The 24953-nt window shown below is 46.1% G+C and carries 22 protein-coding genes; 10 read left to right on the top strand and 12 right to left on the bottom strand.

All coding sequences use genetic code 11. The features are described 5' to 3' along the window. Positions 1 to 62: 62 nt before the first annotated feature. Positions 63 to 1400: an ammonium transporter gene (locus tag Q384_RS05325; RefSeq protein ID WP_037586435.1), complete on the bottom strand. Its 1338-nt coding sequence runs from the start codon at positions 1398 to 1400 to the stop codon at positions 63 to 65. Positions 1401 to 2000: 600 nt separating this feature from the next. After that, the gene (locus Q384_RS05320) at positions 2001 to 3125 is read right to left on the bottom strand and encodes a tyramine oxidase subunit B (protein ID WP_037586434.1); all 1125 of its coding nucleotides are present in this window, start codon (positions 3123 to 3125) and stop codon (positions 2001 to 2003) included. Positions 3126 to 3814: 689 nt separating this feature from the next. Here Q384_RS05320 and purU point away from each other — a divergent pair. From purU to Q384_RS05295, 5 genes are read left to right on the top strand one after another with little or no spacing between them, the layout of a single operon-like run. Continuing rightward, positions 3815 to 4684 (top strand): formyltetrahydrofolate deformylase, encoded by an 870-nt coding sequence (gene purU, locus Q384_RS05315; RefSeq protein ID WP_037586433.1) that lies wholly within the window; start codon positions 3815 to 3817, stop codon positions 4682 to 4684. Positions 4685 to 4709: 25 nt separating this feature from the next. Then, a complete protein-coding gene (locus Q384_RS05310) occupies positions 4710 to 5948 on the top strand; it encodes an FAD-dependent oxidoreductase (RefSeq protein ID WP_037586432.1) in 1239 nt (412 codons plus the stop codon). A gap of 12 nt (positions 5949 to 5960) precedes the next feature. Next, a complete protein-coding gene (locus Q384_RS05305) occupies positions 5961 to 6254 on the top strand; it encodes a sarcosine oxidase subunit delta (protein WP_037586431.1) in 294 nt (97 codons plus the stop codon). Further along, positions 6251 to 9154: an FAD-dependent oxidoreductase gene (locus tag Q384_RS14260; protein ID WP_037586430.1), complete on the top strand. Its 2904-nt coding sequence runs from the start codon at positions 6251 to 6253 to the stop codon at positions 9152 to 9154. The genes Q384_RS05305 and Q384_RS14260 overlap by 4 nt, the downstream gene beginning before the upstream one ends. Next, positions 9154 to 9690, top strand: coding sequence for a sarcosine oxidase subunit gamma (locus Q384_RS05295; protein WP_156956456.1), 537 nt, complete (start codon positions 9154 to 9156; stop codon positions 9688 to 9690). The genes Q384_RS14260 and Q384_RS05295 overlap by 1 nt, the downstream gene beginning before the upstream one ends. Positions 9691 to 9769: 79 nt before the next feature. On the opposite strand, the gene Q384_RS05290 is transcribed toward Q384_RS05295, so the two are convergent. From Q384_RS05290 to ubiB, 5 genes are all read right to left on the bottom strand, one after another. Continuing rightward, positions 9770 to 9964 (bottom strand): YgaP family membrane protein, encoded by a 195-nt coding sequence (locus Q384_RS05290; protein WP_037586428.1) that lies wholly within the window; start codon positions 9962 to 9964, stop codon positions 9770 to 9772. Positions 9965 to 10134: 170 nt separating this feature from the next. Beyond that, a complete protein-coding gene (locus Q384_RS13780; RefSeq protein WP_211251085.1) occupies positions 10135 to 10455 on the bottom strand; it encodes a hypothetical protein in 321 nt (106 codons plus the stop codon). Positions 10456 to 10479: 24 nt separating this feature from the next. After that, a complete protein-coding gene (locus Q384_RS13775; RefSeq protein ID WP_211251084.1) occupies positions 10480 to 10767 on the bottom strand; it encodes a hypothetical protein in 288 nt (95 codons plus the stop codon). Between the two features lie 26 nt (positions 10768 to 10793). Then, the gene (locus Q384_RS12610; protein WP_051940500.1) at positions 10794 to 13076 is read right to left on the bottom strand and encodes a TolC family protein; all 2283 of its coding nucleotides are present in this window, start codon (positions 13074 to 13076) and stop codon (positions 10794 to 10796) included. Positions 13077 to 13263: 187 nt separating this feature from the next. Next, a complete protein-coding gene (gene ubiB, locus Q384_RS05275) occupies positions 13264 to 14793 on the bottom strand; it encodes a ubiquinone biosynthesis regulatory protein kinase UbiB (RefSeq protein ID WP_037586427.1) in 1530 nt (509 codons plus the stop codon). A gap of 404 nt (positions 14794 to 15197) precedes the next feature. Here ubiB and Q384_RS05270 point away from each other — a divergent pair, with 404 nt between their 5' ends. Next, positions 15198 to 15506, top strand: coding sequence for a hypothetical protein (locus tag Q384_RS05270; protein WP_037586426.1), 309 nt, complete (start codon positions 15198 to 15200; stop codon positions 15504 to 15506). Positions 15507 to 15630: 124 nt separating this feature from the next. Here the strand turns inward: Q384_RS05270 and Q384_RS05265 are convergent, their stop codons facing one another. The 4 genes from Q384_RS05265 to Q384_RS05250 form a co-directional block, all read right to left on the bottom strand. Next, on the bottom strand, positions 15631 to 16182 hold the full coding sequence (locus tag Q384_RS05265; RefSeq protein WP_037586425.1) for a hypothetical protein: 552 nt from the start codon (positions 16180 to 16182) through the stop codon (positions 15631 to 15633). 107 nt (positions 16183 to 16289) lie between these two features. Further along, on the bottom strand, positions 16290 to 17114 hold the full coding sequence (locus tag Q384_RS05260; protein WP_037586424.1) for a symmetrical bis(5'-nucleosyl)-tetraphosphatase: 825 nt from the start codon (positions 17112 to 17114) through the stop codon (positions 16290 to 16292). A 74-nt stretch (positions 17115 to 17188) separates the two neighbouring features. Continuing rightward, positions 17189 to 17578 carry a RidA family protein gene (locus Q384_RS05255; protein ID WP_037586423.1) on the bottom strand — a complete coding sequence of 130 codons (390 nt, stop codon included), beginning with the start codon at positions 17576 to 17578 and terminating at the stop codon, positions 17189 to 17191. Between the two features lie 20 nt (positions 17579 to 17598). Beyond that, the gene (locus tag Q384_RS05250) at positions 17599 to 17949 is read right to left on the bottom strand and encodes a RidA family protein (RefSeq protein ID WP_037586422.1); all 351 of its coding nucleotides are present in this window, start codon (positions 17947 to 17949) and stop codon (positions 17599 to 17601) included. 253 nt (positions 17950 to 18202) lie between these two features. Between Q384_RS05250 and Q384_RS05245 the strand changes: the two genes are divergently transcribed. Then, positions 18203 to 18685, top strand: coding sequence for a YbaK/EbsC family protein (locus Q384_RS05245; RefSeq protein ID WP_037586421.1), 483 nt, complete (start codon positions 18203 to 18205; stop codon positions 18683 to 18685). A gap of 193 nt (positions 18686 to 18878) precedes the next feature. Here Q384_RS05245 and Q384_RS05240 read toward each other — a convergent pair whose 3' ends face one another. Beyond that, positions 18879 to 20486, bottom strand: a complete 1608-nt coding sequence (locus Q384_RS05240; protein WP_037586420.1) for a peptide chain release factor 3 — start codon at positions 20484 to 20486, stop codon at positions 18879 to 18881. 329 nt (positions 20487 to 20815) lie between these two features. Between Q384_RS05240 and trmA the strand changes: the two genes are divergently transcribed. The 3 genes from trmA to Q384_RS05225 form a co-directional block, all read left to right on the top strand. Then, positions 20816 to 21916: a tRNA (uridine(54)-C5)-methyltransferase TrmA gene (gene trmA / locus Q384_RS05235; RefSeq protein WP_037586418.1), complete on the top strand. Its 1101-nt coding sequence runs from the start codon at positions 20816 to 20818 to the stop codon at positions 21914 to 21916. A 173-nt stretch (positions 21917 to 22089) separates the two neighbouring features. Beyond that, positions 22090 to 22656, top strand: coding sequence for a hypothetical protein (locus tag Q384_RS05230; protein ID WP_037586415.1), 567 nt, complete (start codon positions 22090 to 22092; stop codon positions 22654 to 22656). 549 nt (positions 22657 to 23205) lie between these two features. Next, the coding region (locus Q384_RS05225; RefSeq protein WP_037586413.1) for an Ig-like domain-containing protein at positions 23206 to 24953 on the top strand (1748 nt) is incomplete at its 3' end.

Raw genomic sequence — 24953 nt, 5'->3', positions numbered from 1 at the left:
CACCGCATAACCTGCCTTTCAGCAGATTATGCGGTGTTTTGTTTGTATGCCGGAATTATTTTTTATGCGGTGTAAGCACGCTCGTTGAGTTCGCTCACGTCTAAACCAACGCTTTCGGCTTCTGCATCAACGCGCAAGCCAATGGTTTTGTCCAATACTTTTAGAATAATCCAACTGATAACGAAGCAATAGACCAAAGTGAAGACGATGCTTGCGAATTGTGCCAAGACTTGCCCGATAACGCTGCGGTCTCCCAAATCAACTGAGCCGCCCAATTCGGGGATACAGAAAACGCCGGTCAAAAGCGCACCGACAATACCGCCCATGCCATGCAGACCAAATACGTCTAAGGTATCGTCATAGCCCAAGCGGCGTTTCATCACGCTGACTGAAAAGAAGCAAACCATACCGGCAACGAAGCCGATAACCAACGCACCCATTGCACCCACGTAAGCGCAAGCAGGCGTGATGCCAACCAAACCTGCCAAGCCGCCTGAAATCAGCCCCAATGTGCTGATGCGGCCATTGCGCAAGTATTCCATCAAAATCCAACCCAAAATACCGGTACAACCGGCCAAATGGGTATTGAGCAAAGACATACCTGCAACACCATTGGCGGCAACTGCTGAACCTGCGTTAAAGCCAAACCAGCCCACCCACACAAACGCACCGCCGATGACGCACATAGCCAGATTGTGCGGCGGCATGGATTGAGAAGGATACCCTTTGCGTTTGCCGACAACGAGGCTTGCTGCCAAAGCCGCTGCACCAGCGTTAATGTGAACCGCAGTACCGCCGGCAAAATCCAATGCGCCCCAATTGTGCATCAATGAACCTGCACCGCCCCAAACCATATGCGACATTGGCGCATAAACTAAGCTGAACCACAATGCCATAAACAATACGGCGGGTAGAAATTTCATGCGTTCGGCAAAGCCGCCGGCAATCAATGCGGGCGTAATGATGGCAAATGCCAGCAAAAACACCACCACCACGCTTTCGGGAATGCCGCCGGCGGTGAGGGTATCGGGTGTGATGTTGGTTAGAAAAGCGGCAGACAAACCACCGACAAAACTGTGAAGCGTGTATTCACCCTCAACCATGCCGGTGGTATCGGTGGCAATGCTGTAGCCGAAGATAACCCATAACACCGCTACCACGCCGGCAGTTGCCAAAAACTGTGAAAATACGCTTAACACGTTTTTGGATCGCAGCATACCCGCGTAAAACATTGCCAAGCCTGGCATGCACATCAAAACCACCAGTGCTGCCGCCACAATCATCCACGCGGTAGAGCCGGTATCGAGTGCGGGGGCGGCTTCTTCAGCGAATGCTTGTGCCGATGCGGTCAGCATCAGCATCACGCCGCTGAATTTTCGTAAATGTGCCAAAGTGTTCATGATGTAACCTCCCGAAGTTGAAGTGTGTGCAGAAAGAGAAAGGGTATTTCGTTGTGTTGCTTATCCGCCGCCGTTTCAAGGTCATCGGATTTAGAACCGCAAACAGCAATATTAAAAACAGCAATTTGTCGAACAAAAAAGGTTTTTTGGGTGTTTATTATCCACAATCATCAAGTAAGACAAAGGCTTGATGCTGTGGCTGCTATTTTTATTTATTTAAAACAAATATTTAATTAAATTATTGATTTTAATAAAATATTTAATAGCTGCTTTTTTAAGCAATTGGGCTTTGGGCGTTCATTTATCGGTTTTTTTCTCACTCACGAACAACTTATTCACAGACTTATCCACAGGTTTTGTGGACTAATCCGACAGCTGCCTGAAAGTAAAGATTTTTGTTGAACCGATGGCGTGAAAAATTTTTAAACGGTGTTCAGATGCTTAGGCTAAATCATTCGAGAATGTTGTCTCCTGTGCAATTTAGGGAAAATCGCCGGAAATCCGGATTTAATCTGATTTCCGGTGATTTTTATCGCTTAATGACACAAATAACCGCTGTTTCTCACTATTCAAAAAAATACAAAAGCAACCCTGAGCAGTTTATTTCCAGTGTGCTTCACCGAAGAATGTGAATTCAACGCCCAATCCTTTGGCAACGGCGTTTTGATAAACCGTTTTGCCCCAAGCCAAATCATGCACGGGCATGCCGCCGGTTAAAAACATGATGATTTCATCATCGCTTTTTCTGCCGCTCTTTCTGCCGCAAACAATGTCGCCTAAATTGACAATATTTTTGGGTACATAGCGGCCGGCTTCGATGTGTTCCAGTAAATGGTAGGTTGGGGCAACTACGCCGACAGCCTCTACGCCGTTGGGGTGTTCTCTGCCATCGGCAAGGAAGGCCTCGTGCATTTTCCAGTTGTCGGCAACCACGGTATTGTTGGTGTAAGCATCGGCATCTACATCGGCGTCTCCCGTAAAGGTTACCAAGCATCCGGGTTTAATCCACTCGGTTTCAATGCGCGGGAAAACATCGCCGGAAGTGGCAATGGTGATGATGTCGGCGGGGCGAACGGCTTCTTCAACAGAAGATACGTATTTAACATCGATGCCCAATTCTTTGGATTGCTCCGCTGCCCATGCTTTGCCGCGCTCAGGTGTCGGGTTGTACAAATAGGCTTCGGTGATGGTGGGTACGGCTGTTTTGATGGACAGCAAACAGGCTTTGTTAATAACGCCTGCGCCCAAGATGCCAACGCTGGTTGCACCTTTGCGTGCCAAATATTTGGCAGCAACACCGGGAACAGCACCGGTGCGCATGGAGCTGATGATGTTGCCTGACATGATGGTGAACGGAATGCCGGTATCGGCATCGTTAAGAATGGTGGTGAGCACCGAGCGCGGTAAGCCGCGTTTGCGGTTTTCGGCATTGGAGCCATACCATTTTTCGCCGCAAATGTTGTATTTGCCGCCCAAGTAAGCAATCATCGCCATGAAACGGCGATCCGGTCCGGTTACCGGCATTCCCGGAAAACGTTGTTCTTTCGGGAAATAAATCATTTGCCCGTGTTCGTTTTCCAATGGACCGCCCATCAAATAATCGCCTTGCCCCAGTAATCTGAATACGTCTTCGATCACTTCAAGGCACTGCGCCATATTGGTTGCCCCTGCTTCGATAACGTCTTTTTCAGACAAGAGCAAAGTTTTTACGGAAGTTGATGCCATAACGAAGTTCCTTTCGTTGCTTAAGTGAGCTGATTGTGTTTGAGAGAAGTGGTTTGCTTCTGTTTTTTTACATTAGCCCACTCAATATTGCTGTGCAACAAGAAAATTTAAAAAAATACATTTCTTTAAAAAAATAACACAGATGTATTGTTTAATTTTGTTTTATTCAAATTTAATTGCTTAAAAAGTACGTACAAATCTAAATAAATTGCAAAGTATTTAAATTTGTAAAGAAAAGAAATTGAATTTTATGTTTAAAAAATGCCGTCGCCGTATGAATATGCTGGTCTGTTTGCCGCATGCCGAAGAAATTTTCCTGATGTGAAATGCAGAATGAATGCGTTGTAAATATTGTTTTTACTGATGTAAAGTGAGGCAGGTGTATTGAATTTAAGAAGCTATTTTTAACGAAAATATAATAAAATCAATTTATTGTTTTATTTTTTGTTCAAAAAGCAAATAGAATTTCAGGCAGCCTGAAAAAGGAGCAGTTTGGGCAAAACGGTTAATCAATCTTGTTGTAACAGTGTATTATTTACGCAACAGATGCTGGACAATTGAAAATCATATTTGCATAATGAAATTAAATTTACATTTATCCCTTAAAAACAATATTATTTTTTTAAATATAAAATTTGAATTTATATTTAAAAAGTAAATTAAAATATCGTTTATTTGAAAGGAAGAGCATGGAACCTCAAGCACAAGAGCAGTTTGTACTCAAAATTATCGGTCCGGCAGCCACAGGGATTGTGGCGGCGTTCACCTCCTATTTGGCAGAACAAAATTGCTACATCGTGGAAATGGCGCAATTTGACGATCCGTACAGCCAAAAATTTTTTATGCGTACGGTATTTCGGTTTCAAAAAACCGATAAGAGCGATAGCCCTGAGTTCCGTCAAGGGCTGGATGCGGTGTCGCAAAAATTGAATATGAGCTGGGAATTGTTCAGTTTCCTGAAGCCGCCGCGTGTACTGATCATGGTGAGTAAATACGATCATTGCTTCAATGATTTACTCTATCGCTTTAAAAAAGGCGAGCTGAACATGTCCATTGCCGCTGTGGTGTCTAACCATTTGGATTTGCGCCCGATGGCAGAGCGCGAAGGCATACGTTTTGTGCATTTGCCGGTGAACAAAGACAATAAACCGCGCCAAGAAGCCGAATTGATGAAAATTGTCGAAGAAGAAGCCGTGGATTTGGTGGTGTTGGCGCGCTATATGCAGGTACTGTCTGATGATTTGTGCCGCAAATTAGACGGGCGCGCCATCAATATTCACCATTCGTTCTTACCTGGATTTAAAGGGGCAAAACCTTATCATCAAGCCTATATGCGCGGCGTGAAACTGATTGGTGCAACTGCGCATTATGTTACTTCAAATTTGGACGAAGGACCGATTATCGAGCAGGAAGTAACCCGAGTGGATCACCATCATTTGCCTGATGATTTGGTGCGTATCGGCCGCGACAATGAAACGGTGGTGTTATCACGGGCGGTTCGCTTTCACTTAGAACATCGGATTTTTCTGAACAACGACAGAACCGTGGTTTTTAAATAAGCACAACGCACAAGGAGGTGCTGCTATGCCATTTTCGCTCTTGAAACACGGTTTATTCGGCAAATCTTTTGCGCCTGATTTACCGCCGCCAGTTGATTTAAAACCGGCTTACGACGTGGTTATTATCGGTGCAGGCGGTCATGGTTTGGCAACGGCGTATTATTTGTCTAAATACCACGGCATTACCAATGTGGCGGTGCTGGATAAAGGTTATTTGGGCGGCGGCAACACCGCACGCAATACAGCGGTGATCCGTTCCAATTACCTCACGCCTGAAGGGGTGAAATTTTACATTGAATCGGTGAAACTTTTTAAAAACCTTTCCAACGAATTTGACTTCAACATCATGTATTCCGAGCGCGGGCAACTGACTTTGGCGCACACCGATGCCGCTGTTCGGGCTTTTCGTCAGCGGGTTGAAGTCAATAATCATTTGGGCGGGCGCAGTGAAATGCTGGATCGGCAGCAAATTCATGAACTCGTGCCGCAGCTGAATTTAGATCCGGGTCATCTGCCGGTTATAGCGGGTTTGTGGCACATCGACGGCGCGACTGCACGGCATGATGCCGTGGCGTGGGGCTATGCCAAAGGTGCTGCCGCGCGCGGGGTAGAAATTCACCAAAAAACCGAAGTAACGGATTTGGTGATTGAAAATAATCGTATTCGCGCCGTCAAAACCAATCGCGGCACAGTGCAATGCGGCGCGGCGGTGCAGGCTGTGGCGGGCATGAGCTCGGTGCTGATGCGCATGGCGGGTATTCGTGCGCCAATTCATACGTATCCTTTACAAGCCATGGTAACCCAGCCGGTGAAACCGTTTTTAACGCCGCTGGTCAGTTCTTCTGCCTTGCATTGCTATGTGCAGCAAACCGGACGCGGTGAAATTTTAATCGGCGGCGGTTCAGACCCTTATCCCTTATACAACACCCGTTCTACTTTGGATTTAAAAGAAGGCTTATTGGCAAGTGCGTTGGAAATGTTTCCGTTTTTGGCAAATGCCAAATTAATGCGCCAATGGGCGGGCATCACCGACATGACACCCGATTACAGCCCGATTATGGGTTTATCGCCGATTGATAATTATTATTTAGATGCCGGTTGGGGAACTTGGGGTTTTAAAGCCACACCGATTTGCGGCAAGACCATGGCGCAATTGGTTGCCGACGGCGGTAAAGTGCCGGAATTGATTCGTGCTTTTGGTTTGGATCGCTTCTCGCGTTTTGAACAAGTCAATGAAATGGGCGCAACCGCCGCCAGCCATTAAGGAGACATTACCATGAAACTCATGCCTTGCCCGCTTAATGGGTTACGCAATATCAGTGAATTCAGTTACGGCGGCGAAGTCAAAACCATGCCCAATCCGCAAACATGCAGCCATGCCGAATGGGCGGACTATGTGTTTAATCATGACAACACTGCGGGCGTGGTGCGTGAATGGTGGCTGCACAATGCCAGCAATTATTGGTTTATCGCCGAACGGCATACTGTAAGCGATGAAATTATCCGCACCTTTGATCCAACAGAAATCTACGCACAGCGCGTGGATTTTGCCGAGGGAGAAACAGTATGAACACGCCGAATCGATTACCTGAACCTTTGGGCATGTTGATTGACCGCACAAAAACCGTTCAATTTCAATTTGAAGGCAAATCTTATTCTGCCTTGGCGGGCGACAGCATCGCTTCTGCTTTGTGGGCAGATGGGCAAAAAGTGTTGTCGCGTTCATTCAAATACCACCGTCCGCGCGGCGTATTGACGATGGCGGGGCAGGACGCCAACACATTGGTGCAATTGCCTGATGAAGCCAATGTATTGGCGGATTTAACGCCGGTTAAAAACGGCATGACGGCAGAAGGTCAAAATTATTCAGGCAGCCTGAAGCATGACCGTGATGCTTTATTGAGTAAATTTTCCCGTTTTATGCCGGTGGGTTTTTATTACCGCGCTTTTTATAAACCGCGGGGGGTGTGGCAAAAATGGGAGCCGATTATCCGCAAAAAAGCGGGTTTAGGACGTTTGAATTTGGCGGTAAAACCCGAGTATTACGACAAAGCATATTTATTTACCGATGTTTTGGTAATTGGTGCAGGACCGGCGGGTCTTCAGGCAGCCTTAACTGCCGCCGAAGGCGGTGCGAAGGTATTGTTGGTTGAACAACAAGCGATTATCGGCGGTGCATTCACTTGGGCGCGTTTTGATGTGGTGCGTGAAAATGCAGAAACACAAGCGGAACAACTCATCAAAGCGGTGCAGCAGCACCCGAATATCCGCATCATGACCGAAGCCACCTGCAATGCTTGGTTCACCGACAATTATTTACCGATAATTTGCGGCAAACGCTTATATAAAGTACGCACCAAAACGTGTATTGCTGCCGGCGGTGCATTTGAGCAGCCTGCCGTTTTTCGTAACAATGATTTGCCCGGTGTGATGTTCAGCGGCGCAGCACAACGGCTGATGCGCTGGTATGCGGTGAAACCCGGGCAGCGCGCTGTGGTTTTTACTGCCAATGATGACGGCTATTTGGCTGCTTTGGATTTGGCAGAGCAGGGCGTGGATGTGGCTGCGGTGGTGGATATGCGCAGCCAAGCCAGTATCGAAATGACCGCTGCTTTGAATCAGGCACGGATTCCGTGCTATATCGGCTATGCTGTTTATGAAGCATTGGCAAACAAAGAACACACTTTAACCGCAGTGGATGTGCGTCGAATTGTCGGTAAAGGGCAAACTTCGGCACAGCCGCAGCGTATTGATTGTGATTTGCTGTGTGTATCCGCAGGCTATATGCCCGCCTATCAATTATTGTGTCAAGCAGGTGCGCAATTGCATTATGGCGATGCACGCGCTGCATTCAGCATTAATGGGCTGCCTGAAAATGTATTTATTGCCGGCTCAGTAAACGGGCATCATGCTTTGACCAACGTGTTGGCAGACGGCGGATATGCCGCCAATCGTGCTTTACATGCTTTGGGTTTGTGCAAAGAAGCCCAAGAACCCGCGTGGCTACCTGAAACACAAACCAATGCCGAATGGCCGATTTTTCCGCACCCTGAAGGCAAAGAATTTGTTGATTTTGATGAAGATTTACAGTGCAAAGACATTCAAAACACCGTGGCATACGGCTACCGTGATATTCAGCTGGTGAAGCGGTTTTCTACGGTGGGTATGGGTCCTTCACAAGGGCGGCACAGTGCCTTGAATACTGCCCGTTTGGTGGCTGAAGCCACGCAGCGCAGTGTGTCAGAAATCGGCGTCAGCACCGCACGGCCGCCGTTTGGGCAGGAAAAATTATCTTATTTGGCAGGGCGTTCATTCAATCCGTACCGTCAAACGGCCATACACCCGCGTCATATCGCCTTGGGCGCACACATGATGATGGCAGGTGCTTGGCAGCGTCCCGCTTATTATGGTGATGCCGCAAACCGTTTGGCGAATATTGAAGCGGAATCTGTGTGTGTACATGAACGGGTGGGTTTAATTGATTTGTCCACTCTGGGCGGCATTGAATTGCGGGGTCCTGATGCACATGAAATGCTTAACCGCATGTACACGTTTGGTTTTGGCAATCTGGCGATTGGCCGTTCCCGTTACGCGCTGATGCTGGGGGAAGACGGCGTGCTGATTGACGATGGGGTGTGCTGCCGTTTGGCAGAAAATCATTTCTACGTTACTGCCACCACAAGCGGTATCGACCGTGTTTATCGTGCCATGCTTAAATGGAATGCGCAATGGCGTTTGGACGTGGACATTGCCAATGTAACCGCCGCTTTGGCGGTGGTGAATTTGGCGGGACCTTTATCACGGCAAGTGCTGAAAAAAGTGTGTGGCGGCATTGATTTGAGTGGTGAAGCCTTTCCGTATCAAGCCGTGCGTGTCGGCTATATCGGTGATATACCCGCCCGTCTTATTCGTGTTGGTTTTGTGGGTGAGTTGGGCTATGAAATTCATGTTCCTGCCCGCTATGGTGTTGCTTTGTGGGACGCATTGATGACAGCGGGCAAGGAAGAAGGCATTCGCCCGTTTGGTGTGGAAACCCAGCGATTGCTGCGTTTGGAAAAAGGACACATCATCATTGGGCAAGACACAGATGGCATGACGCATTTGGGTGAAGTGGGTATGACTTGGGCAATCGGGCGCAAAAAACCGTTTTTCATTGGTAAAAAAACCTTTGAAATTTTGGAAAAACAAGCATTGAAACGCTGTTTGGTGGGTTTTATGCTCAGCCCCGATAAAACCAAACCTCTGGAAGGGCAGCTGGTGCTGGATAAAAATGGCGGCATCAGCGGTAACGTTACCTCATGCGAATACTCGCCTGTGCTCAAACACATTATCGGATTGGCGTATTGCCACCCCGAACAAGCGGCGGAAGGCAGTGTTCTGCCGATTAAAGTTGCGGGCGGCGAAACCGTTGATGCGGTTGTGTGCAAAACCCCGTTTTATGATGCCGACGGCAAACGTCAGGAGATGTGATGATGAATACAATCAACACAGTAATGGATATGCGGCTTGATGATTTTACCGATTCAGCACGTTTTGGCATACGCGGTAAGCAAGTTGCTGCGCGTTTGGCGCAGATGGGTTACAGGCTGCCTGAAAAACCCAATCAGGCGGTTTGCCAAAATAATGGCGAATGGCTGGCTCGCTTGTCGCAGACTGAGTTTTTTCTGCTGGATAAGCCGACAGAAACGCAGCGGATTGCTCAATTGGAACAAGATTGGCAAGACAGCACAGATTGTTATGGGCTGCCGCGCCAAGACAGCCACGCGTGGTTCGCCGTCAGCGGCAGCAGGCTGCCTGAAATGATGGCAAAACTGTGTGGTGTGGATTTGTCTGTATCGGTATTTATGCCGGGCGAGGTGGTGCAAAGTTCAGTGGCAAGAATCAACGTGGTTATTATCAATGTTTCACAAACAGATGAGCCGTGTTTTTATCTATTGTTTGATCGTGCTTCGGCGGATTATTTTCAGGCAGCCTTAGCTGATGCGATGCAAGAGTTTGCTGGGTAAAAATGATGCTGACAATGAAACCGCTGAGATCTGAGACTAATCGGATTTCAGCGGTTTTATTTTACACCCCTCAAAAAATTTATTGCTTCGGTGCACAGCTCTTTTTGCCCAGCAAGGTATATAAACCACACCAACCAACCAAACCGGTAATCAGCGGAAACAAACCAATCCAGCCCCAAGCTGTTTTCGGACCCACAAATACCAAAGCCAATAACACCAAACCAAGAATAATACGAATAATGCGATCTGTTTTACTGATATTTCGACAAAACATGATAGTTTTCCCCAAGTATTTAATTGAATGAGTACTATAACATTTAATTTATAAAATATCAAAAAATTTTGATGCGTAGAATGTGAGTATTGTGGTTTTCCCACAACAAGTTAGTAATGCAGGTGGAGGAAAAGAAAACAGATTAATTTTTCAAGAAAGGATAAAACGGCTCACCCCGGTTTTGATTGGGGGTGCTTCAGCATAGCGGCAATAATCAAGTACACACATTGGCTTAAAAATGCGCAGCCGTCTTTTAATTGTTGCCGATTAGCACTGCTGTTATGGGTTGAGCCGCCGTGTATGATTTGATTGCGCAAGGTGTATAGCCGATCAAAAACCACGGTTAATATCGTATCGGTGTCTTTGGCTACCAAAGCATGATGCGCTTTTCGTTTGGCAAGGTTAAATGCTTCCTGCCATGCCGTTTCGCTGATTTGCCCGTTGTGAAATGCCCAAAATGGTTGAAAAACATAGTAGTTGTTCAGTAACAAACGGATACTGCTTGGAAAAACGTCTCACACCAAGCGATATAAGCTATTGTCTGTATCCAAAGCACATACTTGCTGCAAAAATGCACGCAAAACATGGTGATCAGGCTGGCTGAAAGACAATTCGGGCAATCTTTTGGCATAAGCGGAATTGAATGCGATCCACAAAGAAATAAAGCAGATGTCAAAATCGACATCTGCTTCTTGTTCCGCTTTTTTCAACCAACTCAAAGCGCAGTGAATGCGCAAGCGGAAAGACTCGCTGAACGCATCACGGCGGTTTCTGTATTCTGATTGCAGCGTAGATAAGTGCATATTGGTATTTATTGCATCGGTGATGCTTATTCTACAGTATCAGTACGGGGTTTACCTTTGCCGTATTGTTTAATCATTCGATATAAATTATTGACAGCAAATGGTTTTTCTTGTGTGCTTTGCTGTGCCGGTACAGGATTTCGTGCCGGTGCAACACTTTGTATTGGAGCGACACTTTGCATCGGTTTGTTTTCTGCCACCGCAGGCAGAGGCAGAACGATTGCAGTCGGTGCTTCTTTTATCGGGATTTCTTTTAAGGGAATTGCAGGCGGGAGCGGTTGATATTCCACCAAAGCAGGTTGGGGCTTACTTTCCGTAACCATCGGAAGCAGGGGTTTGCTTTCTGTAACTGCGGCAATAGGCTGCTGTGCAGGGATTTGCCACACAGGTAAATGGGTATCGCTGGTATTGCTTAAAGTTACGGATTGAATGGCAGCGGGCACAGTGCGTTTTTCATACTCGGTAAGGTGTGTCTCGACACAGTTGTAGTTGTTTACGGAGCTTGCCCCAAAACCTTCGGCTTGGCGTTTTTTGCCGTATTCCTGAATAAATAAGCACAGCGTGTCTTGGTTTGCCGGTGTCGGTTTGCTGAGAACTTCCACAGGATACGCTGTTCCAAGGCTAGCCGCTATAGAGGGTTGTGGTGCAGGGATTGAAATGACTCGTGTTTTTGCCGCAGTGTTTCTTGCCGCAATGTTTATTGGTGCAGAGGCAGGTATGATATTCCACAATGATGAAGAATAGCTTCTTAACACCAATTCTTTGCTGGGAATATCAACGGAAGGCGACGCAATATTAGTAACAAAAATTTCAGATTCTTTTGATGTGCTGGTGGGTACTGTTGTTTTTTCCGATGAAAAAGCCAATGTGGTTGCTGTTGAAGAAACGGGTTGGTTTTGCGGAATAGACCAGAAAGCAGTATCGTTATTCCATATCGGTGCGGTGCCGCTCAGTACCAAAGAGGAGGGTACTTGAACCGGTATTGAGGCTGTCGGAACGGCATCAGTGGCAGAAGAATCATTGTCTGCCAGCATAATATTGCCGCCGTGTGCCGGTGCGTTATAACCGCCCGTGCCGTAAACCCAGTCGGCAATTTTACCTTGTGAACGCAAATAAGCCAGAGCGGCATCGCGGTAATCACTTTGTGCGCTGGTGTGCGATAACTCTACGCCGGATAATTCGCTGTAAGCGTCTAATACGTCAATTAAATTGCGTCGGGCAATTTTAAATTGCAATTCATAGGCTTTCGCCACTTGCTGTTGAGCAGCAATCAAACTTTTGGTTTGATCAAAACGTGCACTGTTTTGCTCCATATTGATTTTAGCGGAGCGGGCTTGTTCTTCTTCTTCCTGAAGGATTTGTTCGGCACGGACACGGGCGGCAGTAATGGCTTCTGAACTTTGTGCCACTGAATAATGCTTGCCCAAATTGAAAATATCCCAAGACAAAGAGAAATAGACTTCTTTGCGGTCATTGGAAGCATAGCTGTTTAAATTCAGCGCGGGCAATTGTGCAGCGCGATTAACACGCAAATCTGCTTCAGCACTTTTTACGGCAGAATGCTGCGCTTGATAGCCGGGCAAATTGGTTAAATCAGGACTTTGGTAATGCTGAACAAAGTCAGTCCAATTCATGCTGGTAAACGGCGATATTAAATCTGCTTCGGTTACTCTGGTTGCTGTATAGCGGTTTAATTGACTCAAAGCCAAATCCATGGCTTGCTTGGTTTGCAAAATATTGGATTCAACTTGTAATTTACGCGCTTTGGCTTGGGTTAATTCATAGCGGCGGCCTTGGTCGTATTTGGCAATCACTTCCAAATCACGGATAATTTTATTGTGGCGTTCTAAATTGCGGTGATAGACCGCCAGGTTGTCTTTTTGTCTCAGGGCGGTTAAATATAATTGTCCGACGGTACTGCCCAAATCTTCCTTTACTGCATTGACTTGATGACGATAGTATTCTGCGGCTTCTTTCTCTTTATCAACTCCTGCGTTAACGCCGCCCCATGACCACAAGTTCAGCTTTCCTTCTACGCCAACGTCGGTTTTGTTGTCGGTGGCTCGGCCGTCGTCATAACGTTGAGAAACGATTTGATTGCCCACCACTGCTACAGTCGGCAAATGTCCGGAACGGGCAACTTTAACTGAAATTTCAGCACTTTTCTGATTGGTCTCCGCTTCAATCACTTTTGGGTCGTTAATCAGTGCAGACGAAAGGATTGACTGCAGGGTTTGCGCTTGGGCAAATCCTGTGGAGAAAAACAGAAACCAGAAAGAATGTTTCAGGCAACGCGGCAAAATGGGCATAATTCACACCAAAATGATTAAAAACAAAACACAAACGCAATAAAAGTAAATGAGTAATTATGTGCTGATTGACTTGACTGAACATAAGTTGTTTGTCAAAAACAATCGGCATGATACAACAACAAGTGCCAAAACGCATAATAATTACAATATCTGTGTGAACAGATAAATGATTGTTTGGCGACAGCTACTTTAAAAATAACAGCGCGAGTAAAGCAAAAGCAATCACAGCCAGCCACATATTTTGGCGGCGTTGGGTTTGCAGCAAATGCAAATATGCATCGCGCATTTCTTGTGTGCGGTTTTCATCTAGCAGATGATTGAGTTTGCGCGGCAAAGCCGGCAGAATTTGTGCCCAATCCGGTGCTTCTTGGCGGATTTGCCGCCACAAGGCTTTGGGACCGACGCGGTCATTCATCCAGCGGGTTAAAAATGGTTTGGCGGTATCCCATAAATCCAAGTCGGGGTCGAGCTGCCGCCCGAGCCCCTCAATATTCAGCAAGGTTTTTTGCAGTAACACCAATTGCGGCTGAATTTCCACACTAAAGCGGCGGCTGGTTTCAAACAAACGCATCAACACCATGCCGAATGAAATTTGTGAAATGGGTTTATTGAAAATCGGTTCACACACAGCCCGTATTGATGCTTCCAATTCTTCGGCGCGTGTGTCGGCGGGCACCCAGCCCGATTCAATGTGTGCGGTGGCAACACGGTGGTAATCACGGTTAAAGAAGGCCAGAAAATTGATGGCCAAATAGCGTTTGTCGTATTCAGTAAGTGTGCCGACAATACCGAAATCCAAAGCAATATAACGTCCGTCTGCCGCCACCATGATATTGCCAGGGTGCATGTCGGCGTGAAAAAAACCGTTGTTAAACACTTGGGTAAAAAAGATTTCTACGCCGTATCGTGCCAATTGTTTTAAATTAATGCTCGCCTGCATTAAGGCGGCTTTATTGGCAATCGGCAAACCGTTCATCCATTCCAGCGTCAATACTTGGCGGGCGCAATAGTCGTAATATACTTCAGGAATAATCAGCATAGGGCTGCCTGAAAACTGCCGCCCCAACAGGCTGGCATTGGCAGCTTCTTTCATTAAATCCAATTCATCGTGCAGGTATTGATTAAATTCAGCAACCACCTCCCGAAGTTTTAAACGCTTGCCGTCGGCAAACAAACGTTCTGCCCAAAATGCCAAAAACCGCATCAATGCCAAATCTTGTTCAATAACAGGCAAAATATCAGGGCGCAACACTTTTACGGCTACTTTTTGTCCAACTCCGCCGTTTGCATTAAAGAGATGTGCTTGATGTACTTGCGCAATCGATGCACTTGCCACGGGATTGGGATTAAACACAGCATACAATTCATCAATGGGCTTGCCTAAACCGTGTTCGATTTGTGCCATTGCGGTTTGACCGTCAAACGGAGGTACATTGTCTTGCAGTTTTGCCAATTCACGGGAGAAATCTTCGGGAATTAAATCCGGGCGTGTGGACAGCACTTGCCCGAATTTCACAAAAATGGGCCCTAAATGCTCTAAAGCCAAACGCAGCCGAACCGCCGGTGATTCTGTTTTGTATCGGCGTGATACAGGCAAACGGGCAAACCATGTTTGCAGCCATACAGGGCGAATATGTGCCGTTGCCAAAGGCAATAAACCAAAGGCACAGACTGTGTACACAATCACCCAAAGACGTTTAGACCACTTCCACATGGTACTTGCTCCAAATACAAATCAAGACGGCAATAAGGCAGGAATTGTACGGCAATTTCACGGTGCATGGATTTTGCCTGTGTGTATTTTGTTGAATTTTTTGAATTACATTTTTTGAATTCAAAACGCAGCAATCAGCTGTTTCAAAGATTGAATATGCGTGCGGATTGCCCCCGCAAGCATTCATACACTTAAAAGGCAGGTATTTTAATTTCAGGCTGCCTGAAATTAAAATGTTTGCAGCAGAGAACAGTTGTTTTTATGGAAAAGCAATCTGTTTCAGATAACGGATTTGTGTGCGTGAATTATTTCGCTGTTTTTCTGAAGCGGTTGGGTTAAACTCGTTTTAGAATACAGGTATTTAAAATACAAAATTTATATTTCAAAACCATTGGGCTTTTAAGATGAACGTTGATGACTGGATCAGGCAAAAAATTCGGCAAAACGATTATGCTGTGATGATTACGCAGTACAGCCGAAATTTCAGCACAGCGGAGCGGCAGTTATTGGCAGAAATTTTACACACACATGATTTTGATGTCATTCAAGCGCAGGCACTGGCGAATGCGGTATTACAGCAAAGCCGGTTTAATCCCGATGAATTGCATTTTAGTGGTGATGACGATGAGGATAATACAGGTGTTTGCCCGCATTGCCTTAATCCGCCGATACCCCCTTTACGTGATTATCAAATGTGGCGGGGCAGAGAATAACCGCTGCCATTAATTGTTGTTGATAACGGTGCTGACAATAAAAAACTGCACCGCTTGTTGGCTTGTGTGTCCAAATCTTAGGGGTGCAGTTCACAGCAATGGCTTTTATCAGCCGGCAGTTCGTTTATTTTGCAGAATTATCTGCTGCTTCTGCTTGGGCTTGTAATGCGGCAGTGGCTTTTTTGTCCAATTTGCATTCAGCGGTAACAATTTGTGGAATCACAGCAGTGGTTTTTGTTTCTTCAATGACTTCATTGCCTTTGTTGTCAATACTGCCGGTAGCATCAACTTCTTTATCAATTTGCGGCTGAGTTAAGCGCAAACCCTTAGCGGTTTCCAAAGTGGCAACACTTGCCGGCTGGGTGTACCACGCGATGCCAGTGGCAGCGGAAACATAAGTATTGGTATCGGTAATGCTTTTGTCGCGCAGTAATAACGGTGATTTTTGATTTTGGAAAGTAACAATCGCCACAACCAAATCATTGTCCTTAATTCCGTACACCACTTCCAATTTATCGCGTCCTTGTTCACCGCAGTTGTATGCCAGTGTTTTTGCGGTATCCACCACAATTTCTTCAGGTACACTTGCGGCTTGATCAACAACAGGCTTGTTTCCGTGAACGGCGCAAGCACTCAAAGCCAAAACTGCCAAACTTGAGAACAGAATTTTTTTCATAAACAGACTCCTGAATGTATAAAGTGAATATTTTTAACGCAACGTGCTTTGGTTTCAATCTACTACAGTACACAAATTTTGGCAAACGCTTTGTTCTGTATTGGGATTTACCCATGCTGCCAATTTTGTTTGGTTTGAGCGGCTACCTGAATAATTTCATTATTATCCAAACACAAAGCAGAGAGTTCACCGCCCCACAGTGCGCCGCTGTCTAAGCAAACAGTGTTGTTTTCCCGATGCAGACCCAATGCCGACCAATGCCCGAAAACAATGCGTTTATCTGTATTTCGGCGTTCTGCAACGGCAAACCACGGATTTAAATTCGGCGGCATTTCTGCCAATGTGCTTTTAAAGTCAAAATCCAGCGCGCCTTTTCGGGTAATGGCGCGCATGCGCGTCATTGTGTTTACGATAAATCGAATGCGGTCTTGCCCGCTCAAATTTTCTTGCCAAACAGCGGGTTGATTGCCGTACATATAATCAAAGAAGACGCGCGGCGTGTGCCGCAATTGCCGCACGGCTTCCTCTGCCAATGTTTGCGCTTCCTCAATAGACCACTGATGCCACAAACCGGCGTGAACCAGCACATCATTGTTGCTGAGATTAATCATTAAAGGCTGTGTGCGCAGCCATGCCAATAAATGACTGCCGTCTGCCGCCTGTAAAACTTCGCCGATCGTATCGCCGCGTTTGATTTTACCCACGCCGTATTCCAATGCCAAAAGATGCAAATCGTGGTTACCCAATACGGTTTGCATACAGGTGTCATGCTGTTTGACAAAGCGAAGCACCGCCAGCGATTGCTGTCCGCGATTAACCAAATCACCGGCAAAACTAATCGTATCACGTCCGGCATCGAAGCCTATTTTTGCCAGCAAAGTTTGCAGTTCGGCGAAACAGCCTTGAATATCGCCAATGATGTAATGCGCCATTTGCGTATCAATCTTGAAAAAAAACAGCCATTTTGCTTACACAGAAATGGCTTAGAAACCATCGCAGTAAGTAATCAATTTTCCCGCAATACCAACACCGCTTCGGCTTCCACCTGTGCGTCTTTGGGCAAACTTGCCACACCCACGGCGGCGCGGGCAGGATACGGCGCATCAAAATATTGCGCCATGATTTCGTTAAACGCAGCAAAATGGGTTAAATCGGTTAAATAAGCATTGAGTTTAACGATGTCGTTTAAGCTGCCGCCTGCCGCTTCGGCAACTGATCGTAAATTTTTGAATACTTGGTGCGCCTGTTCGGCAAAACCGCCTGTTATCACCGTCATACTTTCAGGGACCAAAGGAATTTGTCCTGATAAATAAACGGTATTGCCGGCACGAACGGCTTGTGAATACGCGCCGATGGCGGCGGGTGCTTTATCGGTGTGAATAATGGTTTTATTCATGATGTGTCCTGATAATGAAATTATTTTTGTACGGCGGTTAATTTAATTTCCACTTTCCATTTTGGGTTGGCTAAGGCTGCCTGAACGCAAGCTCGTGCCGGTGTTTTGCCTTCAACCACCCATGCATCCCATGCACGGTTCATACCGTCGTAGTTGCCCAAATCAGGCAAATAAATCACTGCTTCACAGATATGTGCTTTATCTGAACCGCATTCAGCAAGAATGGTATCGATTTGTGCCAACACATTTTCGGTTTGCTCGGTGATGCCCGCATCTTCATTGCTTGGCACTTGCCCTGCCAAAAAAACCAAGCCGTTGGCAACAACGGCTTCTGATAAACGTTTTCCCGCGTGGTGATACTGAATTGCCATGATTAATTTCCTTTGTAAACGATAACCCGATTGTGAATGATAAACAAGCGGCAGTTATGTTAGCATAGAGCCTGATTTCTTCAAAATATCGCGGCAGTTCATTTTGTGCCCGCACGCTTTTAAAACCATGAGGGTATTTTTCTCATCATTGCGCCGTCAATTACATTTTTTATAAAGCCGCCATACAGTGCAGTCACCGAAACATGTTTTTTTGTGAAATTAAATCGTTCATTTGTTTTTCAGGCAGCCTGCTATGAATAAATCACGCTATCCGACAACCCAAGCCATTCGTTTTTTACGTGCGCATCAAGCGGTTTTTAAGGCGCATGAATATGCTTACATACCGCATGGCGGCACAGCGCAATCGGCAGCGGCATTGGGCGTGGACGAACATGCTGTTATTAAAACCATTGTGCTGCAAAATGAATTAAAACAAGGCTTAATTGTGCTGATGCACGGCGACAAACAGATTTCTGTACGGCAATTGGCACGTGATTTAAACATGAAACACCTTGAGCCCGCCCCACCTGAGCAGGCAAACAAGTGGACTGGTTTTTTGGTGGGCGGCACCAGCCCGTTTGGCATTAAAACACCGTTGCCGATATATGCGGAAGCCGGTATTTTTGATTTGCCTGAAATCTACATCAACGGCGGCAAGCGCGGGTTATTGGTGGCGATTTCTCCTGATGTACTGTACATTCTAAAACCGACAAAGGTTCAGGTTGCAATTGATTGATACAGTGGTTTATTTCCGCACACACATGGATTGTGCTGTACCAACGCATAGGAATATAAACTTGTGTACAGAGAATGTCCAAATCACTCTAATTTGAGAACCGTAATAACAGCCTCTCTTTAAAAAGATTGGCTGTTATTGAACGGAAACAGAACAGCTTATTCGGCATGGGTTGGTATGAATATGTGTTTTTTTACCCATTCAACTTTGCCGTCAATTCCCGTGTTTCATGGAACTGAATTGCTGGCCAGCGTTCTTGGGTAAGCGATAAATTAACGCGGTTGGGCGCAAGGTAGGCGAGGTTGCCGCCGGCATCGGTGGCTAAGTTTAAGGCATTGGCTTTTTCAAATTCAGCCAATTTCTTTGCGTCATCGCAAGACACCCAGCGTGCAGACCAAATGGAAGCCGATTCAAAAACTGCGTCCACACTGTATTCAGCGGCAAGGCGAGCAGTAACCACTTCAAATTGCAAGACGCCGACCGCGCCCAAAATCAAATCACCGCCATTGTGCGGACGGAATACCTGAACCGCGCCTTCCTCACCCAATTGCTGTAAACCTTTTTGCAATTGTTTCATTTTTAATGGATTTTTTATGCGAACACTGCGGAATAGCTCAGGAGCGAAAAATGGAATACCGGTGAAAGTAAGCAATTCACCTTCGGAAAAGCTGTCGCCGATTTGAATATTGCCGTGATTGGGGATACCGATGATGTCGCCTGCAAACGCATCTTCTGCCAGTTCGCGGTTGTGCGACATAAATGTTACCGCGTTGGCGGCGGAAATATCTCGGTTCAAGCGCAGGTGTTTAATTTTCATGCCGCGTTCAAAATGACCGGAGCACACACGTAAAAAAGCGATGCGGTCTCGGTGTTTTGGGTCCATATTGGCTTGAATTTTAAAGACGAATCCTGAAAAAGCAGCTTCATCGGGGCTGACTTGCCGTTCAACGGCAACACAAGGCTGCGGCGGCGGCGCCCAGTCAATCAAGGCATCTAAAATTTCACGAACCCCAAAATTATTGATGGCAGAGCCGAAAAAGACGGGTGTTAAATTGCCTGCCAGAAATTCTGCCAAATTAAACTCATGAGAGGCTGCCTGAACCAGTTCAATTTCATCGTGTAATTGTTGCATTTCCAGCGGAAAACGTTCGCGCAGCAGAGGGTTATCAATGCCTGAAATAACTTCAAACTCATGCGGCAATTTTTCGCTACCAGCTTCAAACAAATAGACTTCGTCATTGAGAATGTGATACACGCCTTTGAAATTTTTACCCATGCCGATGGGCCAAGTAACGGGGCTGCAGCGAATCTTGAGAATGTTTTCCACTTCATCTAAGAGTTCCAGTGAATCACGCACTTCGCGGTCGTATTTGTTCATGAAGGTAACAATTGGGGTGTGGCGCAGGCGGCAGACATTTAATAATTTAATGGTTTGCGCTTCCACCCCTTTGGCGGCATCAATCACCATCAATGCGCTGTCCACGGCGGTTAGTACCCGATAGGTGTCTTCGGAAAAGTCTTCATGCCCCGGCGTGTCGAGCAAGTTAACGGTGTGGGCGCGATAATCAAACTGCATCACCGATGAAGCAACAGAAATGCCGCGCTGCTTTTCGATTTCCATCCAGTCGGAAGTGGCGAATTTACCTGATTTTTTGCCTTTGACCGTGCCGGCAGACAGAATCGCACCTGAAAACAGCAATAGTTTTTCGGTAAGCGTGGTTTTACCCGCATCGGGGTGGGAAATAATGGCAAAAGTGCGGCGGTGAGCAACGTGTTCGGCAAGTTCGGCTGGCGTGGTCATGGTTTTTTGAAGGTCAAGCAGAATAAATAAAAGACGGCTCACAGCCGTCTGAAAAATTACTTGGCATTATAGCGGGAAACGGCAAGGCATACCACAGGAAAGTCAATTTGTTGGAATATATTTCAAGATTGGATATTTCAAGTTAATTATTTTTAAGATATAATTATCCAAAGTTACAATTAACAAATAACTTCCGGGCAGCTTGCATACGGTTGCCTGGATGCTGTAATTGATGTGTTGATAGAAATAACAAAATCAAATAGTTTGTTTTGCGTTGTCAAGTAAGTCGAATTAAAATTATCTGTTGTTAAGAAATGTTGTAAGAAATAATGAATTTATTAAGTGAATACGCGCAGCAATTAAAGAAAAAACAAGAGCTTGTACAAACTTTGTTCGCTGAATTTAACCCGCCCGATTGGGCGGTATTTTCGTCTGTACCGCATCATTATCGGATGCGCACCGAATTTCGAGTGTGGCACGAACGGGATACTTGTTGTTATGCCATGTTTGTTGCCGGAGAAAAGCCGTCGGCAAAAAGTGTCATTCGATTAACCGATTTTGCGGCAGCGCACACGCATATTCGGCGGTTAATGCCGTTGCTGCTGGCTGAAATCAATCAAACCGAAATACTCAAAAACCGTTTATATCAAGTTGATTTTTTAACCACGCAAAGCGATGACAATCTTATTACGCTGATTTATCACAAAAAAATAGATGACGCGTGGCACGCCGCCGCTATTGATTTAGCGCGTGAATTAAATGTATCGGTGGTTGGGCGCAGCCGAGGACAAAAAGTCGTTTTGAATCGTGATTATGTCATTGAAAATTTGTGTGTAAATGATGAAATGTTTGTGTATCGCCAACCGGAATCCGCATTCAGCCAGCCCAATGCAGGCGTGTGCGAAAAAATGTTGGCGTGGGTGCAAACGGCGGGGCAGGATTTGAACGGTGATTTACTGGAATTGTATTGCGGTAACGGTAACTTCACCATGCCGCTGTCGCGTGTTTTTCGGCGGGTTTTGGCAACAGAAATTTCTAAAACGGCAATTGCAGCGGCACAGTGGAATAAAACCGCCAACAAAGCCGATAATGTGGCTTTCGTGCGGCTGTCTGCTGAAGAATTCACCCAAGCATATCGGCAGGAACGTGTGTTCCAACGCTTAAATGAACAACAGATTGATTTATCGGCATATCAATTTTCTACAGTATTGGTTGATCCGCCGCGCGCTGGCATCGATGACAAAACCCTTCGGTTGTTGCAGCAATTTGACCGCATCATCTACATTTCCTGTAATCCATACAGTTTACATGACAATATCAGAACCTTATCACAAACCCATCGCATACATCACGCCGCGCTGTTTGATCAGTTTCCGTTTACACCGCATATTGAAACCGGCTTGCTGTTGGGTAAAAAGTCAATCACCTGAAATTAAATTAGTATTTTTTTGTTACTATTACTTAAAGTTATTATTAACAAGAAAGCAGAAATTAAGTATGAAAAATTAAACATGAGTGTGTAAATTATTATTAATAGCTGCTTGAACTGACAACAGCTTTTTTTATATTTCAGGCTGCCTGAAACGTATTTACGAAAGTGAACATGTACACGTTTTTATTGGATTTTTTTGCGGTTATTCGGCTGCGCTTTGCGCCGGCAGCACATTATCGTTATTCATGGGCAATCACCATTGCCGTTTTGGCAGCTGTTTCACTGGTGAATGCTGCCGCCATGTCGCCCGTATTTGGTAAAGAACCGGCAGCCATTGCATTTTCACTCATATTTACCGCATTAAAATGGTTTGTATTAAGTCAAATCATGAGCCGTATTTTGCATTATTTCGGCGCGCCGAGAATGCGGCTTTTCGGTTTTGTTTTACTGACGGAAGCCTTAATTATTCCCGAATTACTGATGCTTTACTGGCCGGAGATATTTACTTTGCCGGGCATATTTTGGCAAATCTGGATTATGTTGGTGCAATTTTGGGGTTTTGTTTATCTCAGTCAAGGCATAAGTGCATGGAAAGTAGTCATTGGCTATCTGGCATATCTTTTGCTGATTGCCTGCATATTTAGTATTATTTCGATATTATTTAATAACATGGGCTGGTTGGATGTAAATAACATCATGCAGCAAATGCAGCGCGTAGCAGAGATGAAATCGCAGTAATTCAGCAAATATTAGATTCTTTAAAGAGCAGCGAAACGGCAGGCGGGTTTTGCCGTGGTTGAAGTACAAATACAGACGACACTAACATCAAATAAATAATTTGGTATTAATGTCCGATAAAGTTAAAAAGCAAAGCATTCAGTTTAAGAAATAAACTGAAATTATAAAAATAGAAATAGTAACTAACAGTGATAGATTTTCATAAAACAATATGATTAACAAATATAATTTATATAACATGAAATAATTTATACAATATAAAGCAGTTTAAAAATAACTGTTTTTTATTTTGCACACAATACACATGGCTCAGACAGCTATTCAAAAATTAAAAACGATGCTTTGGAATTCGCGTGTTTCGCGTGTTTCGCGTGTTTCGCGTGTTTTAAGCATCGTTTAAATTATTTGTACAACAGAATATTTATGACCATACAACGCAACCCAATCAAACAGAAATCCATTAACCGACGATGTATTTCGAATTTTGCCGCACCTAATTTTTTTAATCATTCAGTTTAATTTTTTAGTTTATTTTTCAGGAGAATCAAAATGTTATCATTACGAGTAAACGGCGACGCCGCAGTATTGCAAAGCGCAAAATCACAACCCGTTGTATTAAAAGTTAAAGCGGGCGACAAAATCGAAATCATGGACAACGCCTTGGGTGATCTGTCACCCGAAGCCATCAGTGCCGAGCGCAGCGGCAGCAACCTCGAATTATTCGGCAACGACAAAACCCAGCCCGAAGTAATTTTGGAAGACTACTACCAGTTTGACGACATCAGCCTGCAAGGCAGCAACGGACAACTTTACGGCTACGACGACGGCTACATTAAATTACATCAGTCCCACATTGATCCCATCAGCATACAAGCCGGCACAGGCGAAGACACCATCACCCCGGTACAAGCCGCACTGGCACAAGATTTCACTCCCATCGTCGGCGGCGCAGCGGAAGATTTACCCATCGCCGGCGCAGCCGTTGTGGGCGGTGCAGGCGCATGGGGCATACTCGGCGCATTGGGATTATTGGGCGGATTGGCAGCAGCCATACACGCCAACAACAAAAATAACAGCACATCCAAAGGCGGCGACGTTTCCGTCAGCATGCCTGACACCACCCCGCCGGCATTGTCCGTCAGTCTCGGACGCATCACCGCCGACGACATCATCAACGCTGCCGAATCCAAACAAAACATACCCGTACACGGCACCGTATCCGGTGAATACAAAGTCGGCGACAAAGTAACCGTAACCGTCGGCGGTCAATCATACACCACCACCGTCGGCAAAAACGGCAGCTTTGAAGTATCCGTGCCCGGCAGCGTACTGGCAAAAGACAACAGCATCACCGCCTCCGTCAGCAGCACCGACAAAGCCGGTAACACCGGACACGCCAGCATCAGCCATGACTACAGCGTTGATACCAAAACACCGTCGCCTACCGTAACCATCAACGACGTAACCGCCGACAACATACTCAACGGCAAAGAAGCTGGCGGAAGCGTTATCGTCAGCGGCTCAGTCGTCGGCGCAAACCCCGGCGACACCGTAACCATAACCATCGGCGGCAAAACCCATAAAACCGTTGTCGGCAACAACGGCAGCTTCAGCTTAAACCTGTCCGGCAGCGAACTGAAAGACGCTACAAGCATCAAAGCAAGCGTAACCACCACCAATGCCGCCGGCAACACCGGCAGCGGCAGCACCACCCATGACTACACCGTCAAACTGGCAGCTGCAGCACCCGTCATCACCATTGACAAAATCGCCGGCGACGACATCGTAACCGCCGCCGAAACCAACGGCTTTATCACCATCAGCGGCAAAGTAACCAATGCCAACCCCGGTGATACCGTTGTCATCACCACCCCCGACGGCAAAACGTATGATGCACTCGTCGGCACAAACGGCACTTATAAAACCAGCGTACCCGGCAGCTCCCTGAAAAATGCCGCCGGACAAACCGCCCAAGTTCACGCCTCAATAACCACCACCGATGCCGCCGGCAACAGCGCATCAGCCGATGCCGATCGCAGCTATACCAGCAAAAACACCGCTCCCGTCGCACAGCCCGGCAATGCCCAAGCTGTAGAAGACAGCGGCATACTTTCAGGCAGCCTGAACGCCACCGATGCCGACGGCGATGCCTTGACCTACAACCTCAAAATCCCCGTTGCCGGACTTACCCTCAACCAAAACGGCACATGGAGTTTTGACTCATCAGATCCCGCTTATCAAAAACTGAAAGAGGGAGAAAAGAAAGTAGTAAAAGCCACCTACGAAGTCGATGACGG

It is taken from the genome of Stenoxybacter acetivorans DSM 19021, from assembly GCF_000745895.1.
In the GTDB taxonomy this organism is placed as follows: Bacteria; Pseudomonadota; Gammaproteobacteria; order Burkholderiales; family Neisseriaceae; genus Stenoxybacter; species Stenoxybacter acetivorans.
This window is presented reverse-complemented; position numbering and strand designations above follow the sequence as displayed.

Bases quoted from the DNA above. Each gene is read 5' to 3' on its own strand.
- Q384_RS05320 (WP_037586434.1), bottom strand. From the start codon at position 3,125: ATGGCATCAACTTCCGTAAAAACTTTGCTCTTGTCTGAAAAAGACGTT.
- Q384_RS05265 (WP_037586425.1), bottom strand. From the start codon at position 16,182: ATGAAAAAAATTCTGTTCTCAAGTTTGGCAGTTTTGGCTTTGAGTGCT.
- Q384_RS05325 (WP_037586435.1), bottom strand. From the start codon at position 1,400: ATGAACACTTTGGCACATTTACGAAAATTCAGCGGCGTGATGCTGATG.
- Q384_RS05295 (WP_156956456.1), top strand. From the start codon at position 9,154: ATGATGAATACAATCAACACAGTAATGGATATGCGGCTTGATGATTTT.
- trmA (WP_037586418.1), top strand. From the start codon at position 20,816: ATGAATTTATTAAGTGAATACGCGCAGCAATTAAAGAAAAAACAAGAG.
- ubiB (WP_037586427.1), bottom strand. From the start codon at position 14,793: ATGTGGAAGTGGTCTAAACGTCTTTGGGTGATTGTGTACACAGTCTGT.
- Q384_RS05255 (WP_037586423.1), bottom strand. From the start codon at position 17,578: ATGAATAAAACCATTATTCACACCGATAAAGCACCCGCCGCCATCGGC.
- purU (WP_037586433.1), top strand. From the start codon at position 3,815: ATGGAACCTCAAGCACAAGAGCAGTTTGTACTCAAAATTATCGGTCCG.
- Q384_RS14260 (WP_037586430.1), top strand. From the start codon at position 6,251: ATGAACACGCCGAATCGATTACCTGAACCTTTGGGCATGTTGATTGAC.
- Q384_RS05290 (WP_037586428.1), bottom strand. From the start codon at position 9,964: ATGTTTTGTCGAAATATCAGTAAAACAGATCGCATTATTCGTATTATT.
- Q384_RS13775 (WP_211251084.1), bottom strand. From the start codon at position 10,767: ATGCACTTATCTACGCTGCAATCAGAATACAGAAACCGCCGTGATGCG.
- Q384_RS05305 (WP_037586431.1), top strand. From the start codon at position 5,961: ATGAAACTCATGCCTTGCCCGCTTAATGGGTTACGCAATATCAGTGAA.
- Q384_RS05270 (WP_037586426.1), top strand. From the start codon at position 15,198: ATGAACGTTGATGACTGGATCAGGCAAAAAATTCGGCAAAACGATTAT.
- Q384_RS05250 (WP_037586422.1), bottom strand. From the start codon at position 17,949: ATGGCAATTCAGTATCACCACGCGGGAAAACGTTTATCAGAAGCCGTT.
- Q384_RS05230 (WP_037586415.1), top strand. From the start codon at position 22,090: ATGTACACGTTTTTATTGGATTTTTTTGCGGTTATTCGGCTGCGCTTT.
- Q384_RS05310 (WP_037586432.1), top strand. From the start codon at position 4,710: ATGCCATTTTCGCTCTTGAAACACGGTTTATTCGGCAAATCTTTTGCG.
- Q384_RS05260 (WP_037586424.1), bottom strand. From the start codon at position 17,114: ATGGCGCATTACATCATTGGCGATATTCAAGGCTGTTTCGCCGAACTG.
- Q384_RS12610 (WP_051940500.1), bottom strand. From the start codon at position 13,076: ATGCCCATTTTGCCGCGTTGCCTGAAACATTCTTTCTGGTTTCTGTTT.
- Q384_RS05245 (WP_037586421.1), top strand. From the start codon at position 18,203: ATGAATAAATCACGCTATCCGACAACCCAAGCCATTCGTTTTTTACGT.
- Q384_RS05240 (WP_037586420.1), bottom strand. From the start codon at position 20,486: ATGACCACGCCAGCCGAACTTGCCGAACACGTTGCTCACCGCCGCACT.